Source organism: Polyangium jinanense (assembly GCF_028435365.1).
In genome coordinates this window covers 1-22,797 of record NZ_JAGTJJ010000089.1, presented here as the reverse complement: position 1 = coordinate 22,797, position 22,797 = coordinate 1, and the positions used below count along the sequence as shown (strand labels likewise).

16 protein-coding genes are annotated in these 22,797 nt (G+C 67.9%); 9 read left to right on the top strand and 7 right to left on the bottom strand.

The features are described 5' to 3' along the window. Nucleotides 1–195 precede the first annotated feature (195 nt). The 4 genes from KEG57_RS51285 (at nt 196) to KEG57_RS51270 (ending at nt 6,235) form a co-directional block, all read left to right on the top strand. The gene (locus tag KEG57_RS51285) at nt 196–1,419 is read left to right on the top strand and encodes a Kelch repeat-containing protein (RefSeq protein WP_272428209.1); all 1,224 of its coding nucleotides are present in this window, start codon (nt 196–198) and stop codon (nt 1,417–1,419) included. Nucleotides 1,420–1,450: 31 nt separating this feature from the next. Next, nucleotides 1,451–3,346 carry an FG-GAP repeat domain-containing protein gene (locus KEG57_RS51280; RefSeq protein ID WP_272428208.1) on the top strand — a complete coding sequence of 632 codons (1,896 nt, stop codon included), beginning with the start codon at nt 1,451–1,453 and terminating at the stop codon, nt 3,344–3,346. Between the two features lie 37 nt (nt 3,347–3,383). Beyond that, on the top strand, nt 3,384–3,521 hold the full coding sequence (locus KEG57_RS51275; RefSeq protein ID WP_272428206.1) for a hypothetical protein: 138 nt from the start codon (nt 3,384–3,386) through the stop codon (nt 3,519–3,521). A gap of 446 nt (nt 3,522–3,967) precedes the next feature. Continuing rightward, complete coding sequence (locus KEG57_RS51270; protein ID WP_272459954.1) at nt 3,968–6,235, top strand: Kelch repeat-containing protein; 2,268 nt, start codon at nt 3,968–3,970, stop codon at nt 6,233–6,235. A gap of 524 nt (nt 6,236–6,759) precedes the next feature. Here KEG57_RS51270 and KEG57_RS51265 read toward each other — a convergent pair. Together KEG57_RS51265 and KEG57_RS51260 are read right to left on the bottom strand one after the other, a co-directional pair. Continuing rightward, nucleotides 6,760–8,955, bottom strand: coding sequence for a Kelch repeat-containing protein (locus tag KEG57_RS51265; protein WP_272459953.1), 2,196 nt, complete (start codon nt 8,953–8,955; stop codon nt 6,760–6,762). Further along, nucleotides 8,952–9,725, bottom strand: coding sequence for a serine/threonine-protein kinase (locus KEG57_RS51260; RefSeq protein WP_272459952.1), 774 nt, complete (start codon nt 9,723–9,725; stop codon nt 8,952–8,954). Before KEG57_RS51260 ends, KEG57_RS51265 begins: the two co-directional genes overlap by 4 nt. Before the next feature lie 640 nt (nt 9,726–10,365). Here KEG57_RS51260 and KEG57_RS51255 point away from each other — a divergent pair. Further along, a complete protein-coding gene (locus KEG57_RS51255) occupies nt 10,366–12,372 on the top strand; it encodes a LamG-like jellyroll fold domain-containing protein (protein ID WP_272459951.1) in 2,007 nt (668 codons plus the stop codon). 82 nt (nt 12,373–12,454) lie between these two features. On the opposite strand, the gene KEG57_RS51250 is transcribed toward KEG57_RS51255, so the two are convergent. Next, the gene (locus KEG57_RS51250; RefSeq protein WP_272459950.1) at nt 12,455–13,960 is read right to left on the bottom strand and encodes an AraC-like ligand-binding domain-containing protein; all 1,506 of its coding nucleotides are present in this window, start codon (nt 13,958–13,960) and stop codon (nt 12,455–12,457) included. Here KEG57_RS51250 and KEG57_RS51245 point away from each other — a divergent pair. Beyond that, on the top strand, nt 13,959–14,726 hold the full coding sequence (locus KEG57_RS51245; RefSeq protein WP_272428200.1) for a hypothetical protein: 768 nt from the start codon (nt 13,959–13,961) through the stop codon (nt 14,724–14,726). The genes KEG57_RS51250 and KEG57_RS51245 overlap by 2 nt on opposite strands. 65 nt (nt 14,727–14,791) lie before the next feature. After that, complete coding sequence (locus KEG57_RS51240; RefSeq protein ID WP_272428199.1) at nt 14,792–15,640, top strand: hypothetical protein; 849 nt, start codon at nt 14,792–14,794, stop codon at nt 15,638–15,640. 345 nt (nt 15,641–15,985) lie between these two features. On the opposite strand, the gene KEG57_RS51235 is transcribed toward KEG57_RS51240, so the two are convergent. Beyond that, nucleotides 15,986–17,632, bottom strand: a complete 1,647-nt coding sequence (locus KEG57_RS51235) for a choice-of-anchor Q domain-containing protein (RefSeq protein ID WP_272428198.1) — start codon at nt 17,630–17,632, stop codon at nt 15,986–15,988. Nucleotides 17,633–18,131: 499 nt separating this feature from the next. Between KEG57_RS51235 and KEG57_RS51230 the strand changes: the two genes are divergently transcribed. After that, nucleotides 18,132–18,557: a hypothetical protein gene (locus KEG57_RS51230; protein WP_272428197.1), complete on the top strand. Its 426-nt coding sequence runs from the start codon at nt 18,132–18,134 to the stop codon at nt 18,555–18,557. A 3-nt stretch (nt 18,558–18,560) separates the two neighbouring features. Here KEG57_RS51230 and KEG57_RS51225 read toward each other — a convergent pair whose 3' ends face one another. The 3 genes from KEG57_RS51225 to KEG57_RS51215 all read right to left on the bottom strand — a co-directional run bounded on the left by KEG57_RS51225 (nt 18,561) and on the right by KEG57_RS51215 (nt 21,794). Continuing rightward, entirely contained in the window at nt 18,561–19,220 is a 660-nt protein-coding gene (locus KEG57_RS51225; RefSeq protein ID WP_272428196.1) for a hypothetical protein, read from the bottom strand. A gap of 1,081 nt (nt 19,221–20,301) precedes the next feature. Continuing rightward, nucleotides 20,302–20,982 (bottom strand): hypothetical protein, encoded by a 681-nt coding sequence (locus KEG57_RS51220; protein ID WP_272428195.1) that lies wholly within the window; start codon nt 20,980–20,982, stop codon nt 20,302–20,304. Between the two features lie 152 nt (nt 20,983–21,134). Beyond that, on the bottom strand, nt 21,135–21,794 hold the full coding sequence (locus tag KEG57_RS51215; RefSeq protein ID WP_272428194.1) for a glutathione S-transferase family protein: 660 nt from the start codon (nt 21,792–21,794) through the stop codon (nt 21,135–21,137). Nucleotides 21,795–21,850: 56 nt separating this feature from the next. Between KEG57_RS51215 and KEG57_RS51210 the strand changes: the two genes are divergently transcribed. After that, entirely contained in the window at nt 21,851–22,594 is a 744-nt protein-coding gene (locus KEG57_RS51210) for a hypothetical protein (protein ID WP_272428193.1), read from the top strand. Nucleotides 22,595–22,797: the final 203 nt, after the last annotated feature.

Here is a 22,797-nt window from a genome sequence, read left to right as displayed (position 1 = left end):
GCTCTGGCAAGCGCCCGTGCGCTTCGGCTATGGTGCGTCCGCCGATGAGATACTCTTCCGTTTCCATGAACGCAGCGACGTTGAAGGGGTGGTCGGGCGGTTGACCACGCGTATCTCATTCGCCGCTCCCGTACGACCTCGCTTCCACCAGGAGATCCATCGATGACTCATCTTTTCCTTCCGCTTCGCGGATCCATGCGCCGCCGTTGCGCCGGCCTCGCGGCAACGCTCGCCATGGCCGCCTGCAGCGCGCAAGACCCCACGTCGCTCGAGGCTTCCTCGCCGGAGGCGCTTTCGGTGGCGACCTGCGTGGGGCTCACCACGGCTCCGCAATGGGAGGCCGTCCCGCAGCATGGCGACGTCCCGACCGCGCTCTGGGAGGCCGGCATCTCGTTCGCGCGCAGTAACGATCCCGATATCGTCTACCGTTTTGGCGGCCAGATCGGGGCGTTCCCCACCGATTTCACCGTGAACGACTTCTACTCCCTCGACCTCTCCACGATGACGTGGACGAACCTCGGGTCGCCCGAGACCCCCGCCCCGCGGGCCGACACGCTGATGATCCCCGGCCCCTGCGGCAATTGCGTGAGCATCGTCGGCGGCCGGGGCCGGTTCCGGACCGGCTCGGATCACATGTTCCCCGAGATGTGGACCTACCACACGAAGAGTCGTCAATGGGAACTGGCCCCGCAAGAGGAGCAGGGAGATCCATTCGCCATGCGCCGCTCGTCCGCCGCGGTCGTGGGGGTGCCGGCGATCGGCCACCCGAAGAAGAAGACGTTTTATGCGTTCGGCGGCGTGGGCAATACGCTGCCGCGATTCGCCACGACGCCCACCGGTCTGCGCGACGACCTCGCCATCTACGACGAGGAGGCGGGCTGGCAAATCGTCCCGACCTACGGCGAGAAGCCCGCGCCGCGGGCCTGGCCCGCGGGTGCGTACGATCCGGCCACCCATTCGCTACTGATCTTCGGCGGCTACCGCCTCGGGGCGGACCAGGGGCCGGACACGCCGCCCGGTGAGCTCTTCGGTCCGACCAACTACGAGAATGATCTCTGGTCGCTCAGCCTCGATACGTTCACCTGGACCCAGCTCCACCCGGAGGGAGATCTGCCGTCACCGCGCGACAACGCCGTGGTCTTTTTCGATACCGCGCACGGCGGGCTCGTCGTCTTCGGCGGGAGCGGGTTCGACAGGGTTTCGAATGATCTCTGGTTCTACTCGATGGCGGAAAACCGGTGGACCGAGATGACCCTCGATCCCATCGCCCCGATTCCCCCGGCGCGCGTGGGAGGCGTCTCCTTCGTGCGCGAGACGCAGGCGGCCTTCGAGCTCTTCCTCCACGGCGGGTCCTCCTCCGATGGTGGCTCGAGCTCGTTCTTCGACGACCTGTGGAAGCTGACCTGGTCGAAGCGCTGAAAAGAACTTGACGATGATGAAAGAACCCAGAATGGCGAAAGCATCCATCACACCCCTACTGCTCGTCCTGCTTTCGGGCGGTTCGCTCGGCTGTGAGCTCATCGCCAAGGTCGACCGCAGCGAGATCGACATCGGCGCCGGCGGGAGCGGCGGCGCGGGCGGCAATGGCGGCGCGGGCGGCGGCGAATGCACCCCCGAGGACGACGAGAATCCCTGCACGGAGGACGTCTGCGAGGACGGCGTGCCCACGCACAAGCCCACGGCAGCCGGGACCGCCCTGCCCGATCAGGTGACGGGCGATTGCCAAGAGGCCGTGTGTGACGGCAACGGCGTCGTGATCCAGCAAGCCGACGACGCCGACCTGCCCGACGACATGAACGAATGCACGAGCGACGTGTGCACCGCGGGCGTGCCGTCGAACCCCCCGCTTTCGGCGGGCTCCGCCTGCGGCGCGGGCCTCGTGTGCGACGGCAATGGCATGTGCATCGGCTGCAACACGCCGGCCGATTGCGCGGGCATGGACGACGAATGCAAGGCGCGCACGTGCGAGGCCGGGGTCTGCGGCGTGAGCTTCACGCCCGCGAACACGCCCGTGGCCATGCAGGCCTCCGGGGATTGCAGCGCGATCGTGTGTGACGGCAGCGGCGACACCACCACCATCGCCGACGACACCGACCTGCCGCCCGACGACGCGGACCCCTGCAAGGTCCCCTCGTGCAGCGCCGGTCAGCCAGCCGTGGCCGACGCGCCGGACGGCACCACCTGCGCGGACGGCGACGCGTGCACGCAAACGGACACGTGCCAGGCCGGCATGTGTCAGGGCGCGGATCCGCTCGTCTGCGCCGTGAACGAGACCTGCACGGCCGGCGCGTGTGTCTGCCCGAGTGGCTACAGCCTCGTCGCCACGACGGTCGCCATGGCGTCCGCGAATGGAGACGTCGTGGCGCCGGACCTCGACGGCGACGGCAAGCTCGACCTCGTCACCGTGCACAGAAACAGCGGCCAGGTGAGCGTGCGCCTCGGCCTGGGCGACGGCACGTTCGGACCGCTGGTTCAATACACTGTGGGGGGGGAGAGCGCCGCCGTCTCCGCGGCGGACCTGAACGGCGACGGCAAGACGGACATCGCCTTCCTCGGCTCCAGCATCACCGGAACCCTGCAGGTGATGCTGAACCAGGGCGACGGCACCCTCGCCGCGACCGTGAATTACCCGACGAACGGGTTCCCGTACGGCCTCGCGGCCGCAGACGTGGACAGCGACGGCGACGTGGACCTCGCCGTCGCGTACTTGGCCGACAACAACGTGAGCGTGTTCCTGAACCAGGGCGACGGCACGTTCGCGGCCAAGGTCGACTACCCGGTGACGACGAGCGGGATCGGTAGCGCCGTGCTCAAGGCCGGGGACCTCAACAAGGACGGCAAGCCCGACCTCGCGTTTTCGCGCAGCGGCCGCGTCTACGTCCTCCTCAATCAGGGGGACGGAACCTTCGGCGCATCGACGTCGTACCCGGTCACCGGCGTGCAAGCTTTCTCGATCGAGATCGCCGACCTGAACGGCGACGGGATGCTCGATCTGGCCGCGCCCTATGGCAACGCCACCTTCGGCGTGAGCGTGTTCCTGAACCAGGGCGACGGCAGCTTCGCCGCCGCGGTCGGCCATGCCGTGCCGACGCTCTCCAGCGATGTCGCGGCGGGGGACGTGGACGGCGATGGCGACCTGGATCTCGCCCTCGCCAGCTCGAACGGGGACGCCGTCCACCTGTTCGTCAACCCGGGGGACGCGAGCTTCGGCACGCCGATCACGTACCCCTTGTCGAACGGCGTCTACCGCATGACGGCAGCCGACCTGAACGCGGACGGCCGGGCGGACTTCGTCGTCGGGGGCGAGGGCCCCGTGAACGTGTTCCTCTCGACCTGCGCGCCCTGACGCGCCCCTCCCCGGTGGCGCGTTCACGCGCTCGTCGATGGTCAGCGGCACCTTCAGCGGCCGAGAGCAGGCCAAGGTGCAGGCATTCACGATCAACGCGGGCAGCCAGCCCAAGGGCGCGCTGGCCGGGGAGAGCATGGTTGATAACGACAGTCGGCCGAACGGTCGCCGCTGAAAACTTGACGATGATGGAAGGGACCAGAATGACGAAAGCATCCATCGCACCCCTATTGCTGCCGGGCGCGTTGGCGTTAGCCGCCAAGCACCGCTCGCTGCGCGCGCTCGCGGCTCGATGACGGTGAGTCTCCGGCACAGCAGGACCGTGAGCGCCCTGCTCCTCAGGTGCGGTCTTCCGCACTCACTCCCGCGGAAGAGCGACGGAATCGAGGCCGCCTCGCGTCCAGGCTCCGTCGCCTGGCGGAGCCGGCCGAGACCGCGTCCACCGAGCACCGCAACACCGATGGCACCAACATTGAATACGGCGACCCGAAACTCACAAGCCAGCGCTGGCCAGCCCGCGCGGCGACCATGGACGACAACGATACCCAAATGACTTTTTCTCTTATCCGTCATCTCAGCGCCCTCGTGCTCCCGGCCCTGCCGATTATGAAAGGACCCAGAATGACGAAAGCATCCATCACACCCCTCTTGCTCGTCGCGGCGTCGTTCGGCGGCGCTTGCGGAGGCGAACCGACGACGCAGGAGCTCGGGCCCGCGAGCGCCCTCCGACAACGATTTCCCGAACAAGCAGCTCAGGTGCTCGACCAGGACGCGCTGATACGCGCCACGGACGCGAGCTTCTCGCTTTCGGACACGTCGGAGGCGAGCGCCTCCTCGCGCGCTCTCGTCACCCTGCCGCGAGAGGGTCACGAGACGATCCGCTTCCGCGGATTCGGCGGGGTCGAGGTGCGTGTGCACGAGATCGGCACGCAAGGGAAAGGCGTGCTGGCCGACCACGCGGTGGCCTATCCACGCCGAGGAGGCACGTCCTTCTGGACGCGCGTCCCGGAAGGCGTGGAGGAATGGCTCCACCTCGAAGCATCCGCGGTGCGCGCTGGAGAAGCGGTGGCGGCATGGCAGCTCGACGAGATGACCGCGCGGCAACGTGGCGATCGTGTGGAAATCGTCGATCCCCTCGGCGTCGTGCGTCTCACGGTCACCGCGCCGGTCGCGTATGCGGCCGAGGGCCGGAGCGTGGGCGTGTGGCTCGTCGCGAAGGGGACGAGCTTCGAGCTGCACGTGGACGCCGATGCAGAGGAGGTGCTGGTCGATCCCCTGTGGATCTCCGCTGCCATGATGAACACCGGTCGAAGGTGGCACACGGCGACCCAGCTGCCGGATGGCAAGGTGCTCGTCGCGGGTGGAGAGAGCTCCGGGAACGCGACGGCGAGCGCGGAGATCTACGATCCAGCGACGAACACCTGGACCGAGACGGGCTCCTTGATGAAGGCCCGCATGTCGCACACCGCCACGCTGACCGAGTTTGGCTATGTGCTCGTCGCCGGCGGCGAGGCCGCTGGCGCGCCGCTCGCGATCTCCGAGGTTTATGACCCGATGAGCGGCACCTGGTACTTTGCGGGCGCGCTCAAGGTTGCCCGGACCCGCGCCACCGCGACCCGGCTCCCCGATGGCCGCGTGCTCGTCGTGGGGGGCGAAAACTCGCTCATGGGCGGCGCGCAGAAGAGCGCGGAGATCTACGATCCGCTAACAAACATTTGGTTCGACGCGGCAGCCCCGACCACGGGCCGCTGGAACCACACGGCGACACTGCTTCCGAATGGCCAGGTGCTCGTCGCCGGCGGCAGCCTCTCTGGGCCGAGCGGCGTCGAGCTCTACGACCCGGCGGCGAATGTCTGGTCGGCGGCGCCGAGCATGATCCAGCATCGATCGGAGCATACCGCGACATTGCTCGGCAATGGCCAGGTGCTCGTCGCCGGCGGCTCCGACAGCGAGCCCCTGGCGAGCGCCGAGCTTTACGATCCGGCCACGAACACCTGGTCGGCCGTGGGCTCGTTGAACCAGGCGCGTTATGCGCAGACGGCGACCTTGCTCGGCAGCGGCGAGGTGCTCGCCACGGGCGGCTGGGGCGGCGGGAAGGTCCTCGAGACCACGGAGATCTTCGACCCTGCAAGCAATACGTGGAAGCCGGCCGGCGCGATGACCGCGGCGCGCGAGCACCACTGCGCGACGCTGCTCGGCAATGACGAGGTGCTCGTGACGGGCGGCCATGGAGACGCGTCGTTCTCGATGACGAGCACCGAGCGCTATGCCTCATTACCGCTTGGCAGCGCATGCATTGGTGCGGACGAATGCGCGAGCGGCTTTTGCGCCGACGGCGTCTGCTGCGATACGGCCTGCAGCGCCGGCGCGTGCGACGCATGCACGATGGCCGGCGGCGCTGCGTCCGACGGCGTCTGCACGTTGCTCACCGGGACGGCGTGCGACGATGGCGATCTCTGCACGAGCGATGATACCTGCCAGGCGGGCACCTGCGCGCCGGGCAGCCCGGTCGTCTGCCCGGCGCCCGACGCGTGCCACGAGCCGGGCGTTTGTGAGGCGCAGTCGGGTCAATGTATGGACACGGCCAAACCCGACGGCACGCCTTGCCCCGGCGGCACGTGCCTCGGCGGGGCTTGCATGTCCGGCAGCTCCTCGTCGAGCAGCGGCACCGGGGGCAGCGGCGGCAATGGCGGCAGCGGTGGCGATGGCGGTAGCGCCGGCAGCGGGACGGCGACCGGTACGGGGGGCAGCGCGGATACCGAGCTGGGTGGCGACGGGTGCGGGTGCCAGTTGGCGAGCGACACGGGGGCGGGGGCGCGCTGGGCAGTGCTCGCCTTGCTGCCCTTCCTCCGGCGGCGTCGCCGCGCGGGACGCGCGATGAGGGGCTAGAGGCCGTTTCGCTGGGGCGTTGCCCCAGGCCCCAGCAGGGGCTGTCCGCCCCTGCACCCGGACCAGCCAGGGGCTGGACCCGGGGTCGATGAACTGCGCGATGCGCAGTTCATCGCAGCTTTCACCCCCTCTACGCCGCGCGGGCAGGTCCCGCGACCTCCGTCATCGGTCTTCGACCCCGTTCCCGCAGGTCCCGGGACCTCCCGGATCGGTGTGGGACCCCGTTCCCACAGGTCCCGGGACCTCCCGGATCGACGTCGCGCTCCGTTCCCGCAGGTCCCGGGACCTCCCAGATCGATGTTGCGCTTCCGTGCGCGAAGGTCCCGGGACCTCCCGGTCGATGTTGCGCTCCGTTCGCGAAGGTCCCTCGGGTCGACGCCGCTGCGCTGGGGCGTTGCCCCAGGCCCCAGCAGGGGCTGTCCGCCCCTGCACCCGGACCAGCCAGGGGCTGGACCCAGGACGATGAACTGCGCGGTGCGCAGTTCATCGAACAGGCCAGGTCAAGACCAGCGACGACCCGCCCATCAAGACCGCGGCGCTGACGATTCAACAGGCAACGTGCCCGTCGCCAGCGGGCAACGCACCTTCCTGGTCTTGCACCGGCCTGTTGGAAGAACTGCGCATCGCGCAGTTCTTCCACCCCGAGTCCAGGGCTTGCCCTGGTCCGGGTCGAGGGGCGGATAGCCCCCGCGGGGCCCGGGGCAGCGCCCCGGCGCGACGCCTCGTGATGAGACCGATGCGAGGCGCCGGGCGCCGAGTGCGCCGAGGGCGAGCAGCGAAAGCGCCCAGGGCTTCCAGGGCGAGTGGGCCGGTGCGCCGGGAGGGGCGAGGGCGCAGCCGCTGTTGTCCACGGTGTGCATGTCGGGCGGCGGGGGTACGCAATGGTGCGTCGGGTCGCAGACATACCCGGACGCGCAGTCGTTGACCGAATCGCAGCTCGTCTTGCAGGACCGCGAGAGACCGAAGCAGACGTAAGGCACGCACTCGGGGCAAGCGCAGCGGACGTCCTTGGTGCCGGTGCAGCCGCCCGCCTGGCAGCGGTCCTCCGTGGTGCAGTCATTGCCGTCGTCGCACGGGGTATTGTCGTCCGTATTCACCGGCAGCGGGCATACCCCGGTCTTGGGGTTGCACGCGTCCTGCTTGTGGCACGCGTCAGGCATTGCGCACAGGATCGGGTCTTGGCCCGTACAGACGCCGCTCTGGCAGACGTCCGTCTGGGTGCAGAGATCTCCGTCATCGCAGGTGGGGCCCGTTAGCAGCGTACAGGTGCCCGCCGTCTGGCCGCCCAGGGGGGTGATCTCGGTGCTGACCGAGCAGACGTCGCAGGGGCCGGCGGCGCAGGCCGTGTTGCAGCAGACGCCGTCGACGCAGAAGCCGCTCTGGCAGTCGGTCGGCCGGCCGCACAGCGTGCCATTGGAAAAGAGCTCATAGCGCTCGGCGGTGGCCAGGGGAATGAAGCCTTCGCCGAGGCCGCCGACCAAGAGCACACGCCCATCCTGGAGCGCTGCCCCCACGGGCTCGCTCCGGGGCGTGATCAACGAGCGGACCTGTTGCCAGGCATTCTTGGCCGGATCGTAGACCTCCGCACCCGCCAAGGGACCGCCGGTATCGGCGCCGCCGGCAACGAGCACCCGACCGTCCGGCAGCAACGTGGCGACATGGCCCATCCGGGCGTCGAGCATCGGCGCCACAGGCGTGAAGATCTTGGATGCCGGGTCGAAGAGATCCGCCGAGGCGAGCGCGCCGTTTTGGCCCGCGCCGCCGGCGAGGAGGACCCGACCGTTCGGCAGAAGGGTGGCCGTATGGCCGGTGCGGGGGGAGCTCATCGCGGCTGGGACGAGCGTCCAGGTGCTGTTCTGCGGGTCGTACAGCTCCGCGTCGCTGCGAGGGCCACGGGTCCCATTGCCCCCGGCGACGAGCACCTGGCCGTTCGACAAGAGCGTCGCGGTGACCTGCCACCGGGCCTCGTTCATGCTGTCGATGAGCGCCCATGTGTTCGTGGTCGGGTCGTACAGCTCTGCGTCCTGACGAATACCCGTCGTCCCCCAACCCCCGGCGACCAGCACCCGCCCCGTATCGAGCTCGACCGCGACGTGATAGGCGCGGTCGCCATGCATCGCGGTGGCGGGCGTCCAGGTTTTGGTCGCCGGATCATACCGCTCCACGCTCGTCTCGTAGCCGGTTTTGCTGATGCCCCCGGCGACCAGCACCTGATCGTCGAGCAGCAACGTCGCGGTGTGAGAGGCGCGGGCGGTGCTCATCGCGCAGGTCGGGGGCGCGTCGTCGTTCGCGCAGGTCGACGTGAAGCTCCCCATGGCCGGGTCGTACAGCTCCGCGCTGGCCTCGTAGCCTGCCGCGCTGGTGCCTCCGGCAACCAGCACGTGGTGGTTGGACATCCGCGTCGCGGTCGCGTGGACACGGCCGGCGCGCATCGAATCCGCGGCTGCCCAACGGCCAGCCGGGTCGTACAGCTCTGCGCTCGCGAGAGAAACAGCGTTGAGGACGCCGCCCGCGACCAGCACTTGCCCGCTCGGCAGCAGCGTCGCGGCGTGATTCCAGCGGGTGGTGCTCATCGCGATGGCCGGGAGAAAGCTCTTGGTCGCCGGGTCGTACAGCTCCGCGCTCGCGAGATTACCATTGTCAATGTTGTAGCCGCCAGCGACGAGCACCTGCCCGCTCGGCAGCAGCGCCGCGATGTGATCCTGGCGGGCGGTGCTCATATTGGCGGCTGGGAGCCAACTCTTGGTCGCCGGGTCGTACAGCTCCGCGCTCGCGAGATCACCATTGTCAATGTTGTAGCCGCCGAGAGGGCGCGGTAGAGCACCATGCCGAGCGACCACAGGTCGGTATGAAAGTCGATGCTGCTGAGGCCCCGCGCCTGCTCGGGGGACATGTAAAGCGGCGAGCCGACGAGGCTTCCGGTGCGGGTAAGGCCCGTGGTCGGGCCGCCCTGGCTTGGCTCCGGCTTGATCTTGGCGATGCCGAAATCGAGGATCTTGACGACGATCTCGCCGTCCGCGCGGCGGGCGAGGAAGATGTTGGCGGGCTTGATGTCCCGGTGCACGACGCGGGCCTCGTGAGCCTTCTGGAGGCCGAGGCAGACCTGCGCGGTGATGCGGAGGGCAGCGTCGACCTCCAGCTTGCCGACCCGGTCGAGCAGCTGCTGGAGGTCTTCGCCTTCCAGGAGCTCCATCACCATGTACGGCGCCTGGGTCTTTGGATCGGTCCCTGAATCGAGGACCCGAACGATGTGATCGGTGTCGATCGAGCCCATCGCCTTCGCTTCGCGCTGGAAGCGGCCGACGCCGCTGCTGCTCCGGAGCAGCAGGCCTCCATCGATGCACTTCAGCGCGACGTGCTCGCCCGTCTCGAGCTGCTCGGCTTCGTAAACCGCCCCCATCCCCCCTTGGCCGAGCAAGCGGATGATCCGGTAGCGTCCGTCGAAGATGCCTCCGATCAAGGCATCGGCGAGAGTAAAGGAGGGGGGCATGTCGGCGCAATGCCGCCCCCATGTCGAGGAACGACGGACGTTGTCGAGCGGGCTCGCTCTTCTTCCACGCGGAGGGCGCTAGAACCCGTAACGCGCCAGGGCTCAGGGCGAAGAACCCGCCATTTTCGAATGGGTACACGTGGCCCGCGTGTCCTCACCCGCAAGAGGACGCTCCCGCTCCGGCGCCTTCCGCAAGAACCGCACGGTATCATCGAATTTTCTTGCACGACAGATACACATGTGCGTTCGGCATCGGTGTGAGCCCAACATTTCGACATTGCATCGCGCTCGCACACTTGCCGGAAAGCACGCGCTCGTCGCGAGCCTCGCGGGTTTCGAGGACGAGACGAAGGAGGTGAGCCCAAAGCGCGGCGGGGGTCACGGCGGGGTAAGCGAGACCTGATTGTGCACCGCTTTTGAGGAAGGGGGGGCAGGTCGAGTCCCGGATGTCCAATGCACCCGTAATCGGATCCGCCAAAATGCGCGCAATGCTCCGCCCCATCACACTTTGGCTCGCCTTGCAAGGGGTGGAAACCCACCCCTCCACAGAATGTTCCTCTCCGTTACTTTCCACTCGCTCGGGCCGCCCCGCATGGCGCTCCACTTCGCCACGCTCTCCCCGGCCGAGAAGGAAACCCGCATGAGACACATCCGTTTCTTCGCGACGCTCGGCCTCGCCATGCCCGTCGCGCTGCTCGCCGGCGGCTGCATGAGTACGCCGGACACGATGGACGGCAGCACCGACGACCCCCTCGGCGAGGCCGCGCAATCCCTCGAGACCGACCAGGCCTGCTACGGGGACCACCCCCGGCCCACGGCTTTCTGGGCGGGCGCCGGCAACGCTGACGACGTGTATGGTGCGCACAACGGGACGCTGGGCCTCGGGGTCACCTTCGCCTCCGGCAAGGTAGGCCAGGCCTTCGCCTTCAACGGCCTCACCGACATCCGCGTCGCCGACTCCCCCGCGCTGACCTTCCCCACGGCGATGACGCTCGAAGCCTGGATTAACCCCTCCAACGTCCTCCTGACCCAGGCCATCATCGGCAAGAACCGCGGGCTCCTCGGGACCGGGTACAACTTGCTCATCGGCGGCGGCAAGCTGGTGTTCGGGATGAACAACGGCAGCAACTTCGCGCTCGCAAGCAACGCCACGCTGTCCGCCAACACGTGGACGCACGTGGCTGCCACCCGCAACGGCAACGTGGTGAAGCTCTACATCAACGGCGTCCTCGACGCGACCTCCACGAGCGCCTTCTCCAGCGCATTGATCGACAGCGCTTTACCGCTGACCATCGGTAGCGAGGACACGGTCTTGCTCCGCTACTTCACGGGCCTCATCGACGAGCCGGCCGTCTGGGGGGCCGACCTCACGGCCGCGCAGATCGCCGGCATCTATGCTGTCGGCGCGGCCGGCAAGTGCCACTGCGTTCCGGAGAACGACCTCTGCACGACCGGCAAAATCTGCTCCCAGACCCCGAGCAGCTACACCTGCGGCTGCCCCGCGGGCTTCACGGGGGCGAACTGCGAGATCAACATCGACGACTGCACCGCCGCGCCCTGTCAGAACGGCGGCACCTGCGTCGACGGCGTGAATAGCTACACCTGCACCTGCGCCGCCGGCTTCACGGGGACGCACTGCGAGATCAACATCGACGAGTGCGCCTCCGCGCCCTGTCAGAACGGCGGCACCTGCGTCGACGGCGTGAATAGCTACACCTGCACCTGCGCCGCCGGCTTCACGGGGACGAACTGCGAGATCAACATCGACGAGTGCGCCTCCGCGCCCTGTCAGAACGGTGGCACCTGCGCCGACGGCGTGAACGGCTACACCTGCACCTGCGCCACCGGTTTCACGGGGGCGAACTGCGAGACCAACATCGACGACTGCGCCGGGAGCCCCTGCCTGAACGGCGGCACCTGCGTCGACGGCGTCGACAGCTACACCTGCGAGTGCGCCGACGGCTACCAGGGCTCCGTTTGCCAGAACCTGGTGGGCTGCGTGAGCGGGCTGCCGACGGCGACCGGCTTCTGGAAGGGCGAGAACGACGCCGCGGACAGCTCGGGCAACGGCTACAACGGGACGCTGCGCACCGGGGTCGCCTTCGCCGCCGGCAAGGTCGGGCAGGCGTTCGACACCCAGAACGGCGACATGGCGATCGCGACGACGGCGACGCCGTTCGCGAGCCTCAACGACCTGACGGTGGACATGTGGATCAACATCAACGACGCCACCGGCTACCAGGTCCTCTTCTCCAGGAACCGGGGCACCGGCGGCACCGGCTACGCCGTGAGCCTCAGCGACGGGCAGCTCGGCTTCGCGGTCAACAACGGCGCGGGCGTGAACACGGGCTTCTCGGCTCCGGTGTCGCTCTCGCTCCACACCTGGTACCACATCACGGTCTCGCGACACGCCAACGTGGTGAAGCTCTACGTCGACTGCGCGCTCGTCGGGCAGACCTCGAGCTTCTACGCCGGCACGATCAACCTGTCCTCGGCGCTTCCGGTCACCATCGGCAGCGAGGACACCGTGGGGGGCCGCAACTTCCGCGGCCTCATCGACGAGGCGGCCTTCTACCCCACGCAGCTCAGCGACGCGGAGGTCTCCTCGATCTGCGCCGCCGCCTCCGCCGGCGTCTGCATCCCGTGAGCTGAGCCTCGTCCACTCCGTCGCGCCGAGGTCCCCCTTCCCGCCGGGCTCGCCCGCGCCGCAGTCCCCGCCCTCTCCCGCCTCATCCGTCGAGCGCCGCCCATAGCCTCCCCAGCTCGGCGGCGCCGCCTATTTCCAGCTTCTTCATCGCCCGGCCCCGGTGCCTCTCCACGATGCCCTCGGAGATGCCCAGCTCGGCCGCGACCTGCTTGTTGAGCAGCCCCCGCGCCACGAGCGCGCACACATCGCGCTCGCGCGGCGTGAGCAGGGAGATGCGCGCGCCCACCGCGCCTTCCTCGTTTGCGCTCGGCGGCGGTGATCTCGCGAGCGCGGCGGCCAGCGTGGATCCACGATGGGCGCGGAAGGCCTTGTCTATCGAGCGCCCGCTCGCGCCGGTGACCACGCTGAGCTCGCGCATGGACACCGGGCGCGGCCCGGCGGCCTCGACGTATTCCTCGACCTTGCGGACTGCACCTATGCCGGCGCTCGGCGCGCGCGTCTGGAGCAGATGGGCGTAGTCGTGCGCCTGGCCCAGGAGGAGCGCGCGCACGACGGTCTCGCCGAGAGGGGCTATGAGCCGCGGCTCCTGGAACATCGCGGATCTCTTTTCGATCTCTCGTGCCAGGAAGAGGCACAGTTGCCGGAAGGACTCGCCGTAGCCGGCTTGGGTGTCCATGAAGAGCGCGAACTGCGGCGGCCCGTGCACGGTCCGGCCCGTGAGCGCCTCCAGCTCGGCCTGCAGGTAGGCGGGGTCGATGCGCACGGTAAACGCGCGGACACCTTCCGAAACCCTCCAGACGAAGGGGCGTCCTGGCGTGAACACGATCGCGCTGCCTTCCGGCGTGATGTCGGCTGCGGCCTTGTGCGAAGTCGCGTGTCCGCTTCCCTCGATGAGCAAAACCACGTTGTAGCCCGCGGGCGTGACGCGCATGATGGGCGCACCGCTGCTCCCCGTGCTGAGGAAGGCGACGGGGCCCGTGCTGGCAAGGCTGGCCCGCCACTCGAACCGCTTGGCGTCCGCCGTATCGAGCTGCGACTCACCGTACGTGCGGAGGAAGATGTCGCGCGCCTCGTCGAGATGGCACGTTTCCACGAGCGTGTATGGGCTAGGCCCCGACGAAGCGGCATCGCTGGTCATGAAGAACAGCGCGAAGTTACGTAATCTCCGGTACGAAGCAAGCTCTGCGCTCACGCTTGGGACGATTTTGACCTCGCAGGTCGCACCCGGAGCGGGAGCAGGAGCGGAAGCGGAAGCGGGAGCGGCAGCGGAAGCGGGAGCGGAAGCGGAAGCGGAAGCGGAAGCGGAAGCGGAAGCGGTAGCAAAAGCGGAAGCGGCTCGGTTCCCGGGCGCATGGTGAGCCCCCTGGTTCGCTCTCCCTTGCCGCCAGCTGGTCAACCGTGCGATTCGGTATGCCATGCAAGCAATGACGAGACGCCGCTCGGCAATGCTGGGCGTGCTGGTGTCGGGCTTCGTTGGGGCAGGGATGACGGGGGCGTGCGGATCGAACGAGCCGGGGCCTCTCGGTTCGGGCGTTACGCCACCCGACAAGGCGCCCGGATGCCCGGCGTCGATTGAAAAGCCGTGCATGCGTTACCGCATCCCGCTCGTGGGAAATCCGAAGACGGACGTGGCGCTACGCGCCAAGTACATCGCCGCGTTCGGCACGGCCTGCTACATGTCCGAGGCCAATACGTTCGACTGCTTCTATCAGAAGTGGGAGGACGCGTGTGCCGATGCCGTGAAGATCGGCGAGGTGTCGGGGAATGCGCCGTACGACGATAGTTACACGTGCCAGCCCGTCGGAAACGGTGACTACACGCGGCAAATCGGCTCGGATGTCGCGAACAAGATCACGATCAACTACCAGGCCGCGCCGCGGCAGACGCCGCTCATCGAGGTCAACGGCATGCCGACGGAGGTGAACGGTCCCTACCGGAATTTGCCCGAGCCGCAAGTCGTTGGACCGGGGATAGACTTCTACAAGAAGACCCTCGACAAGAACGGAAAGCTCGTCGACCAGCACGACCTGATCCTCCAGGTGAACCGCGACGCGCACGGCGGCAAGGTTCACTCTGATCTCGCGGGCTTCAAGTTCCCTTGTGATGATGAGAACGGCAAGCCGACGACGTGCACCGAGCCGGACGTCCTCGACGATCCGCCTGGCTACCCTCCAGCGAAAGCACAGGTGCACCACATCGTGCCCATGAAGGACCAGCGCTGCTGTCCGTGGGGCACGAACTCGAACAAGAACGCGGCCGTCATCTCGACGAAGCTCAACCGGTTTTTTTGGTACAACGACCCGCCGGCGGACGAGGTGGTGCAGATCAACCAGGTTCCGGCGTACACGCCTTGACGCGGCTGGCGGACGCAGGCGGCGAGCACGTGGACGCCGAGACAAACGTGCTGTAGGAAGGCACCATGGTCGAGCGAAACCACCCTTTCGGACACCTCGTGTTCGACCGCGACGCTATCGTCCGCGCCGCGTTGCGCGCCTACGTCGAAGGCATCCTCGCACATCTGGACCCGCTCAGGCGCCATCGATTCGCGGCCTCCTTTTATCCGCGTTGGCTGGGCGACCTCCGGCGGGGCGCCTTCGACAACGGCGACGGATGCGGGAACAACGACGTCGTGGCGTGGACCGAGGCGGGCGTTGTTGGTCTCGCGTTCGAGCTCGGGTGGGGTCCGATCCAGCAGCTCGGGCTGTCGGCCTCTGCGGTGACGCGTGGCCCGGACGATGTGCGCGCGGCGCTGCCGGGCCTTCCGGACGAGCTGGAGCCCGCGCTTGTGATGGCCACCCGCATGCTCGGAAATGGAAATCATGGGGAGAAGCTGGCGGGCGTGGGCTTTTGGCTCTACGGCGATCGTCTCGCCGGCACGCTCTTCGACGACCCGGGGGCCTGTGGCGCCGACCGGCTGGCCGCGTGGGGCTTGCTCCGAGGTGGTCGGCTGCCGCGCGTTTGGGATCGAGAGAACGACGCGGAAGTGGCGGAGCTCGACCGAACGGAGGCCGGCCTCATCCACGCGATTGTGAACGCAGTAACCGCCCGCGCTCTGGTTGGCCCTACGGAGCTGACGACGGACGAACTCGCGACGCTGCTTCCCACCCCGCCCGACCCGGAGCAATTGCTCAACGCGCAACGCAAGCTTCAAAAGGTGGGCATCACGTGGCCCGGTTCGCCCGAGATCCCCCCGCTGGCGCGTCCACGTATCAACCCTTTTACGGGCGAACCCTTTACGGAAGCGGAACTCGAGCGTTTCATCCTATGAAGGCGCAAGCTCCCACGGATCAACATACCTCGACGCAAAGCGGACGCGGTGGCGGGAGCGGGAGCGGGAGCGGAAGCGGGAGCGGAAGCGGGAGCGGAAGCGGGAGCGGAAGCGGGAGCGGGAGCGGAAGCGGAAGCGGCATCGGCAAGTGCAATCAGATTGTGTACCGCGTGGGCCCTGGTCATCGATACTCGGCTTGACGGCGACGGCGGGCGGACTCTCGGCTGGGAGCCGAGCTTTGCCATTGCTGCCCGAGGTCCGGGCGATTGTGCCGACGTGGCACGAAGGATCGGACGTCGTGGACTCCTCCTCGACGACGATGCGGAGAGGTGCCCGGCAATGCGCTTACGGCGTGTATTCGAAGGCTCCGACGTCGTACGGGCCGACTTTGCGGGGCAGCTTGTCGAAGTCGGTGGTGAGGCCCAGGCTGGACACGTCGGTCCCGGCGTCGACTGCGCTCGACGTCGAGAGGAGGTGATAGTCATCCTCGCCTGCGTTCACGAAGTGGCTCTCGAGGCTGCCCGTGGTGACGTTGGTGGACGCCTTCCAGTCGACGCTGGCGTTGAGCAGGTGGATGGCCTCGGACGTGCGCAGGAGCAGGTTGTTGTGGCAGAGGTTCCCCTGGCTGTGCGAGTGGTACATGTAAATGCCGTGCGGGCCGTCGTTGACGATCGTGTTGTTGAGAATGCGGAACGGCCCGTTCTTCGCGCCCACGTCGTTGTCCTGGATCACCAGGCCCACGTCCGTCGCGGTGATGATGACGTTGTTGTAGATGTCGATGTTGCCCGGGCCCGCGATGAACAGGCCAGCATAAGCGTCCGTGCCGCGGACGAAGTTGCGGTACACCCGGCCCGAAGTCCCGGGGTTGATGTCGAGGGCGCCCGAGTTGTAGGGGCTGTCGCCGGTGGCCCCGGCAATCACGACGTTGTCGTAGACCTCGGTGTCGTAATCGACCGTGCCGTCGTTGTCCGACCAGGCACTGCCGACCTGGATGCCGTCGGCGGCGGTCCTCTCCACCCGGTTCGCGTACACCCGAACCCCGTGCAGCTCGGGCTCGAACTTGCAGTCGTTCTCGCACACGATGGTGCCATTGCCGGCGTTGACGCCGCACTGGGCATTGCCGTTCTCGACCAGCTCCAGAGCGCCCCAATGCGAGCCGCCGATGTAGAACCCTTCGCCTCCGGTATCGTGCACGTTGTTATGGTGGAGGAAGGTGTTCTCTTGCACGAAGGACTCGCGGTGCCACTTGCAGCTCACGTTGGTGCGGGCCACGATTCCCGCGTACGCGGAGCTCTTGACCTCGACGAAGGCGACCTCGATGTCGGACGACCCGTCGGTGATCTCGAGGCCGTTCGCGCCCTGGTTGCCCGAGGTGGCAATGGTGATCCCATACGGCTCCGCCGCGGCTCCGACGCCCACGATGCGCACGTAGCGTGACTCGAGCACGCCCAGGGCCGCATTGGCGTGGCTGTGCGCGAAGTCGACCCGACCGCCGCAGTTCACGAGGGTGACGGGCGCCTCCGGGCTGCCCTCGAAGCCGCGGATGTTCAGCGTGTCGTAGGCGCCGGCCTGGAGGCAGACCTTCGAGCCTGGCTTGATGTCGAGGAGCTTCTCGTAGTCGGGGGTGCCGTCGCCGTTCGCGTCGTAAAAGTGGTTGGGGGTCGCGTAGAAGCCGCTCGAGGTCGTGAGGATGAAGTCGCACGTGCCGCCGTCGGCCACGAGCTTGCACGCCGTCGGCTCCGGGCCCGTCGTGGCCATGTGGAAGCTCGCCTGGGTCGGCGTGACCTGCCAGTTGCCGGCAGCGTCGCGCCCGATGATCTTCAGCGTGCGCTTGCCGGCCGCGACGGATGGGATCGAGATCGGCGCCGCCACCGGCTGCTCGTCGCTGAAGGCACCGTCGTCGATGGCGTAACGGTAGTGGGTGACGTCGTCGCCGGCGACGCCGGCCGAGAGCGGCACCGCGTCGACATACCAGTACGCCGGCGGGGCCAACGCGAAGATTGCGGTTGGTGGATCGTGATCGTCCGATGTTCCTCCGCTGCCTCCGCTGCCGTTTCCTCCGCCGCCGTTTCCGGAACCTCCGTCTCCGCCTCCGCTCGTTGCATCAGGGTTCGGAGCACCGTCGCACCCGACCCCGATGAGCAGTGCCAAACCGATGCTCCACAAGAGGTGTATTCGCATTCGAATCCTCCATCTTTTCACTCGTCTCCCGCCGCTGACACGAGCGTACGCCAAGACGTCGTACGATGGGACCCCATCCGCACGAACATCGAACGCGCGGTTCGGGAGGGTCTGCGTCGGCGCCGAGCTGAACCAGCGATCGCAGGTTGGCGAATTCGGGCGGGCCGTGGAGAGTGTCCCGTTTCGGTCTCTGGACGTGGCCTGAGCAATCATCGTGCGTTCGGTGCCCACACGCCGGCCTGAGACGAGGCTTCGCCTGCGCCGCGTCTGGAACGGAGAGTGCAATGCCCTAGACAACCCCGGAGGCGATATGCGGAAGGCGTTGATGCAGTGTTTTTTGGTGGCAGGCGCGCTCTATCTGATGGCTTGCGGTGGTGGAATCGGATCCGCGGCCCACTGCGGTCCCAAGAGCGGGTTGAACAACAAGGCAAGCTGCACCGTCACGAGGAGCGCGGACTCCTACACGACGGTCCTCACCGGCGGACAGCCCAATTTTCTCTACCTGGTCGAAGTCGGCGGCGTGAACGACCCGCTTCACACCTTCTCCGGGCAGGTGAGCGATGAAAATGGCACCGCGAGCTTCAGCGGTGTCTGGTACGAAAACACAGAAATCAAGGTGCTTTGGAGCGAGTACCCGCACATCACGGGGAATAAGCCGGTCGCGCACTGCAGCGCGGAGTCCCCGGGGCGGTCGCGGCTCGCTCGCCCCACGTCCGCAAGCCCCACGCCTCCGTAGCGATCACCGCGCCGTCAGGCGGGCGAGCTCGGGCAGGCCGAACAGGCGCGCCTCTCCATAACGCGGCTCGTCCGGGTTGCGCTCGTTGTGGGCGTCGAAATCGGACATCCGAACGAGCTTTCCGTTCGTGCGACTCGTGAGGTCGTCGATCGAGTCGTAGGCCTCGACGTACGACGTCATCGCCTCCGCGAGGCTGTCGACGTCCTGCTCGTCGAGCTCCGGCAGGTCGCGCGCGAGGCAGGCCACGACGTCGGCACGCCCGAGCGTGGCTGTCCGGTGGGCGAGCGTGCAGAGGCACACGGCGACGTCGGTGCCGGCGTCGACACGAGTCCCTTCGGCGACGAGCACCTGGTGCGGATCGCTCACGAACCAACCGTAGGGCGGGCTGCCGATCCAGCAGCCGAGCGGGTTGCCGCGCGCGTACTTGATGGAGTCGACGATCTCCTTCTGGGTCGGCACGCGCTCCTCGCCGATCAGCACATGCGTACGGACGCGCTGCACGATGCCTGCGTGCGGCGTCGCGAACCGGCGCGGCCACGGCTTGTCGCACAGGATGGCCACGACGCGCGTTGCGTCCGCCGTCTGCGCGAGCTTGCGCGTGATGCGTTCGCCGTCGTCGGGAAGCACGCGGCGGAGGAGCGAGAGGAGCTCGTCGAGCGTCATCTAGGTCGCCGGACGATAGGCAACGCGAAGGGGCTTTGTCCAGGTTCGCCCCTCCGCCGCCGGGGCCGCGGCGGGGGTCTTCGAGCATTCTCTGCCCCAACGGGGCCCAGAGGCGCCTTCCCTCGGGCACACGTGGGCCTTGGCGAACAAGCGCGCGCCTCTCTCGGCGGCCGCGGCGAGCGGCCCTTGGGCGCGCGGGCCGCTACGCCAACACGAACCCGAGCTGTTCCCAAGAGGGATCACGAGCCGGTGCGCGGGTCAGCGGGGAGGAGCGGACGCCGATGTGATCGAGGATCCTGCGGACGACGGCGGGGTCGGTGAGGGTCGCGAGCACCCGTGGCAGCTCTACCAGAAGCGTCAACTCAATACCGCCACGCTCCCCTAACCCACGCTCGTCATGCTCTCCGGCATCGGCCATGCATCGCCGCAAATCAACCGTGCATCCTCGAACCTCGCGGGCACGTCAAGAAACAGTCCTCTCCGCGCCGTGGCCGCTGTTCGCGGTCCGCCGCGTGCCGCGCCGCGCACGCCCACCCTTCCCGCGCCTCCCCTGCAAGCGGTGAACGGCACCCATGCCCCTCGGGCGCTTCCTCTGCATGCGGGGAGCGACACGAACGCCCCTCGGTGCACGCCCCTGCGTGCTGCGGCGTGCACCGAACCCCCTTCGTGCACGTCCCCGCACGCCACGATCGGCGCGAAGGGCCTTCGGAGCACGTCCCTGCACGCACCGATCGACACGGAGCGCCTTCGGCGTCGATCTTTGCACGCCGGGACGGCGCCCGAACACCGTCTGCGTCCTCCGCGTCGCGCGGATCGTGAGCAACTTTACCAGCATACGGGAAACGAACGTAGCCTGCGCCGATAGCCAATCCCCGTGACGACACACCCACCCGAGGCGTCCCCAGTAGCCTGACCATCGTCACGTCGACGGACACGACCGGCTCGGCCTTCGCCGTGGCGGAAGCGGAAGCGGAAGCGGGAGCGGGAGCGGGAGCGGAAGCGGTAGCGGAAGCGGCAAGCGAAATCGGTTTGTGTACCGTTTGACGAGCTCGACTCTCCGCGGCGCGGAATCGAGCTGGGCCTACTTTGCCGAAGGCGCGGCCGAGGACGCAGGTGCGGCGCTCCCTGCACCGGCGGAGGCCGACGCCTCCGGTGCTGCGGCCGTCGCGGCGCCGGGGGAGGCCAGTCGCTTCGTCACCTCTAACGAGAGCTCGACGCAGAGCCCCCGCTTCGCGTCCTTATTTCCTTCCGAGTTGCTGGTCCACGCTCGCGACGGGCCCTCGGCGCGGATGGCGACCTGGCAAGTGGGAGCACCCTGGTCATCGAAAACGACGGCCCTGCCCTCGATGATGCCCGGAACGAGGACGGTGCCCGCCACCTTCGGGAGCTGCTCGCTCTTCATCTGAAAGAGCACCAGCTTCGTCGTCTCTTCGACTTTCTTCTCCTGCCAGTCTCCCGCGCCGTCGCGGTAGCTGAACCATGCTTCTTCCTCGCCGAACCCGGTCGAGCCGCAACTCTCGGGCGTGCCGGTGCCGCCCTTGCCGCGGAGCACCAGGCGAAGCGGCTTCCCGACAGGCGTCGTGCAGGCGGCGATGTCTTGCTGTGGAAACGCGGCCACGGCCTTGTTGAACAGGGCGCGCCGGGGAGAGACGCCCGCCGCGTTGGTCGAGCTCGACGAGCCCGACGGACCCTTTTCACCACACGCGGCGGTCGTGAGAACAAGGAAGAGCAGGGGGAATAGGCTCACGCGAACGTTTGTCATGCGCCGTATCTACACAGATCGGCCGCCCTGCGGAAGCGGAAGCGGAGGCGGAAGCGGGAGCGGGAGCGGGAGCGGAAGCGGTAGCGGAAGCGGTAGCGGAAGCGGGAAGCGGCTGACCTCGTCTGGACGACGCGTCCGGTCAGCCGGGCATTTCAATCGCGATCCGGCGCGCCCAGCGGAAAAAACTTCCGATACGGCCGGGCTTCGTCCACGGCCCGCGCGAAAGACGGCCGCTGCAGCAGCCGCTGCCGGTAGGCGGTCACGCGAGGAAAACGTTCGCCAATCGGATGCGTCCAGTCCGCATAGAACAGGAACGGCGCGGCGGCGCAGTCGGCCAGGCTGAAGTGGTCGCCGGCCGCCCATTCGCGCTGCGCCATCGTCTTGTCCAGCCAAGCATAGGCGGTGTCGAGCATCGCGCGGGCCTCTCTCACGCCGTAGGGGTCGCGGTCAGCCTCGATGCGCAATGCATCGAACACGACCTTCTGCTGCGGCGTGGAAACGTAGTTGTCGAAGAAGCGGTCCATCATCCGCACCTCCAGCGCCGCCTTCGGGTCTTCGGGGATCAAGCGCACGGGGCCGGGATGGTGGAGGCCGAGGTATTCGATGATGCAGGTGGCCTCGATGATCGTGCGGTCGCCATCGACGAGGACCGGAAAACGCTTGAGCGGCCAGAGCGCCGAAAGCGCCTGCCCCGCCGGGCTGTCGGGGCCGTTCACCACCTGCGGCTCGAAGGGGATGCCGTTCTCGTACAGCGCGATCAGCGCCTTCTGGCTGTAGGACGAGAAGGGATGGAAGTAGAGCTCGAGGGTCATGGACATGTCTCCTTGCGTCTTCACGACGAACGAGGGCGGCCGGGTTCGACACGTTCATGCATCAGGGACGCGCCCCGGGCACGCGTGTTGTGCACGATCACGATCTGCGCCATGCTCGCCGCGGCATGGAGTCGAGCGCGCCCCGTCACCTCGAGCTGTCGTCGAAGGATCGTGATCTCCTGGCCGCCGTCTGGGAGCGCGCGGGCCGGCCGTCGCTGCGCATGGATCCAGTGGATGTCGAAGGCGCCTCCGAGGCGCTCCGGACGGCAGTCCCCGACCTGATCCTGGCCATCCTGATCGCCGAAGGCCGCACGCCCGGCGACCTGGTCAGGCTCACCCAGTCGATCGTGAGCTTCTACGAAGCCTCAGATAGGGGCGACTGGCGTCGCGCGACGAAGTTCGATCACATCGCGTTCGCCGAGCTGTCTTCGAGAGACGCCTCGGAGCCCATCTTCGGCTGCTTCGCACGAACAAAGAGCCCGGCCAAGCTGAAGCTCGTGGCGTGGGACCTCCGGAGACCGAGGCAGGGCGGTGAGCCGCTCGCGGATCTCGGCGCCTATCTGAAGCGGCGCGAGGAGGCAGCCGGCCAGGGAGCACGCGCCCCCATCGGAGACAGCTCAGCCTTCCGTCCGGTCGTCGAGCGCGTCGCACCGCCCCCGCAAGACGTCGCGCTCGTTCATCACGCGAAATTCGGCGAAGGCAAGGTCATCGAACAGCTCGGCGACGGCAAGCTCCGCATCGACTTCGGCACGAACGGCATCCGCGTGCTCGCGGCGTCGTTCGTCACGGGGAAGCCGTAGCGCCGACGCAAAGCGCCGCGCCGGGGCGCCGCCCCGGACCCCGCGGGGGCTGTTCGCCCCTCGACCCGAACCAGGCACGGCCTGGACCGAGGGTGGAAGAACTGCGCGATGCGCAGTTCTTCCACCAGAGGCCGGTGGCAAGACCATGGAGGTGCGTTGCACGCTGGCGACGGGCACGTTGCCCGTTGAATCGTCAACGCCGC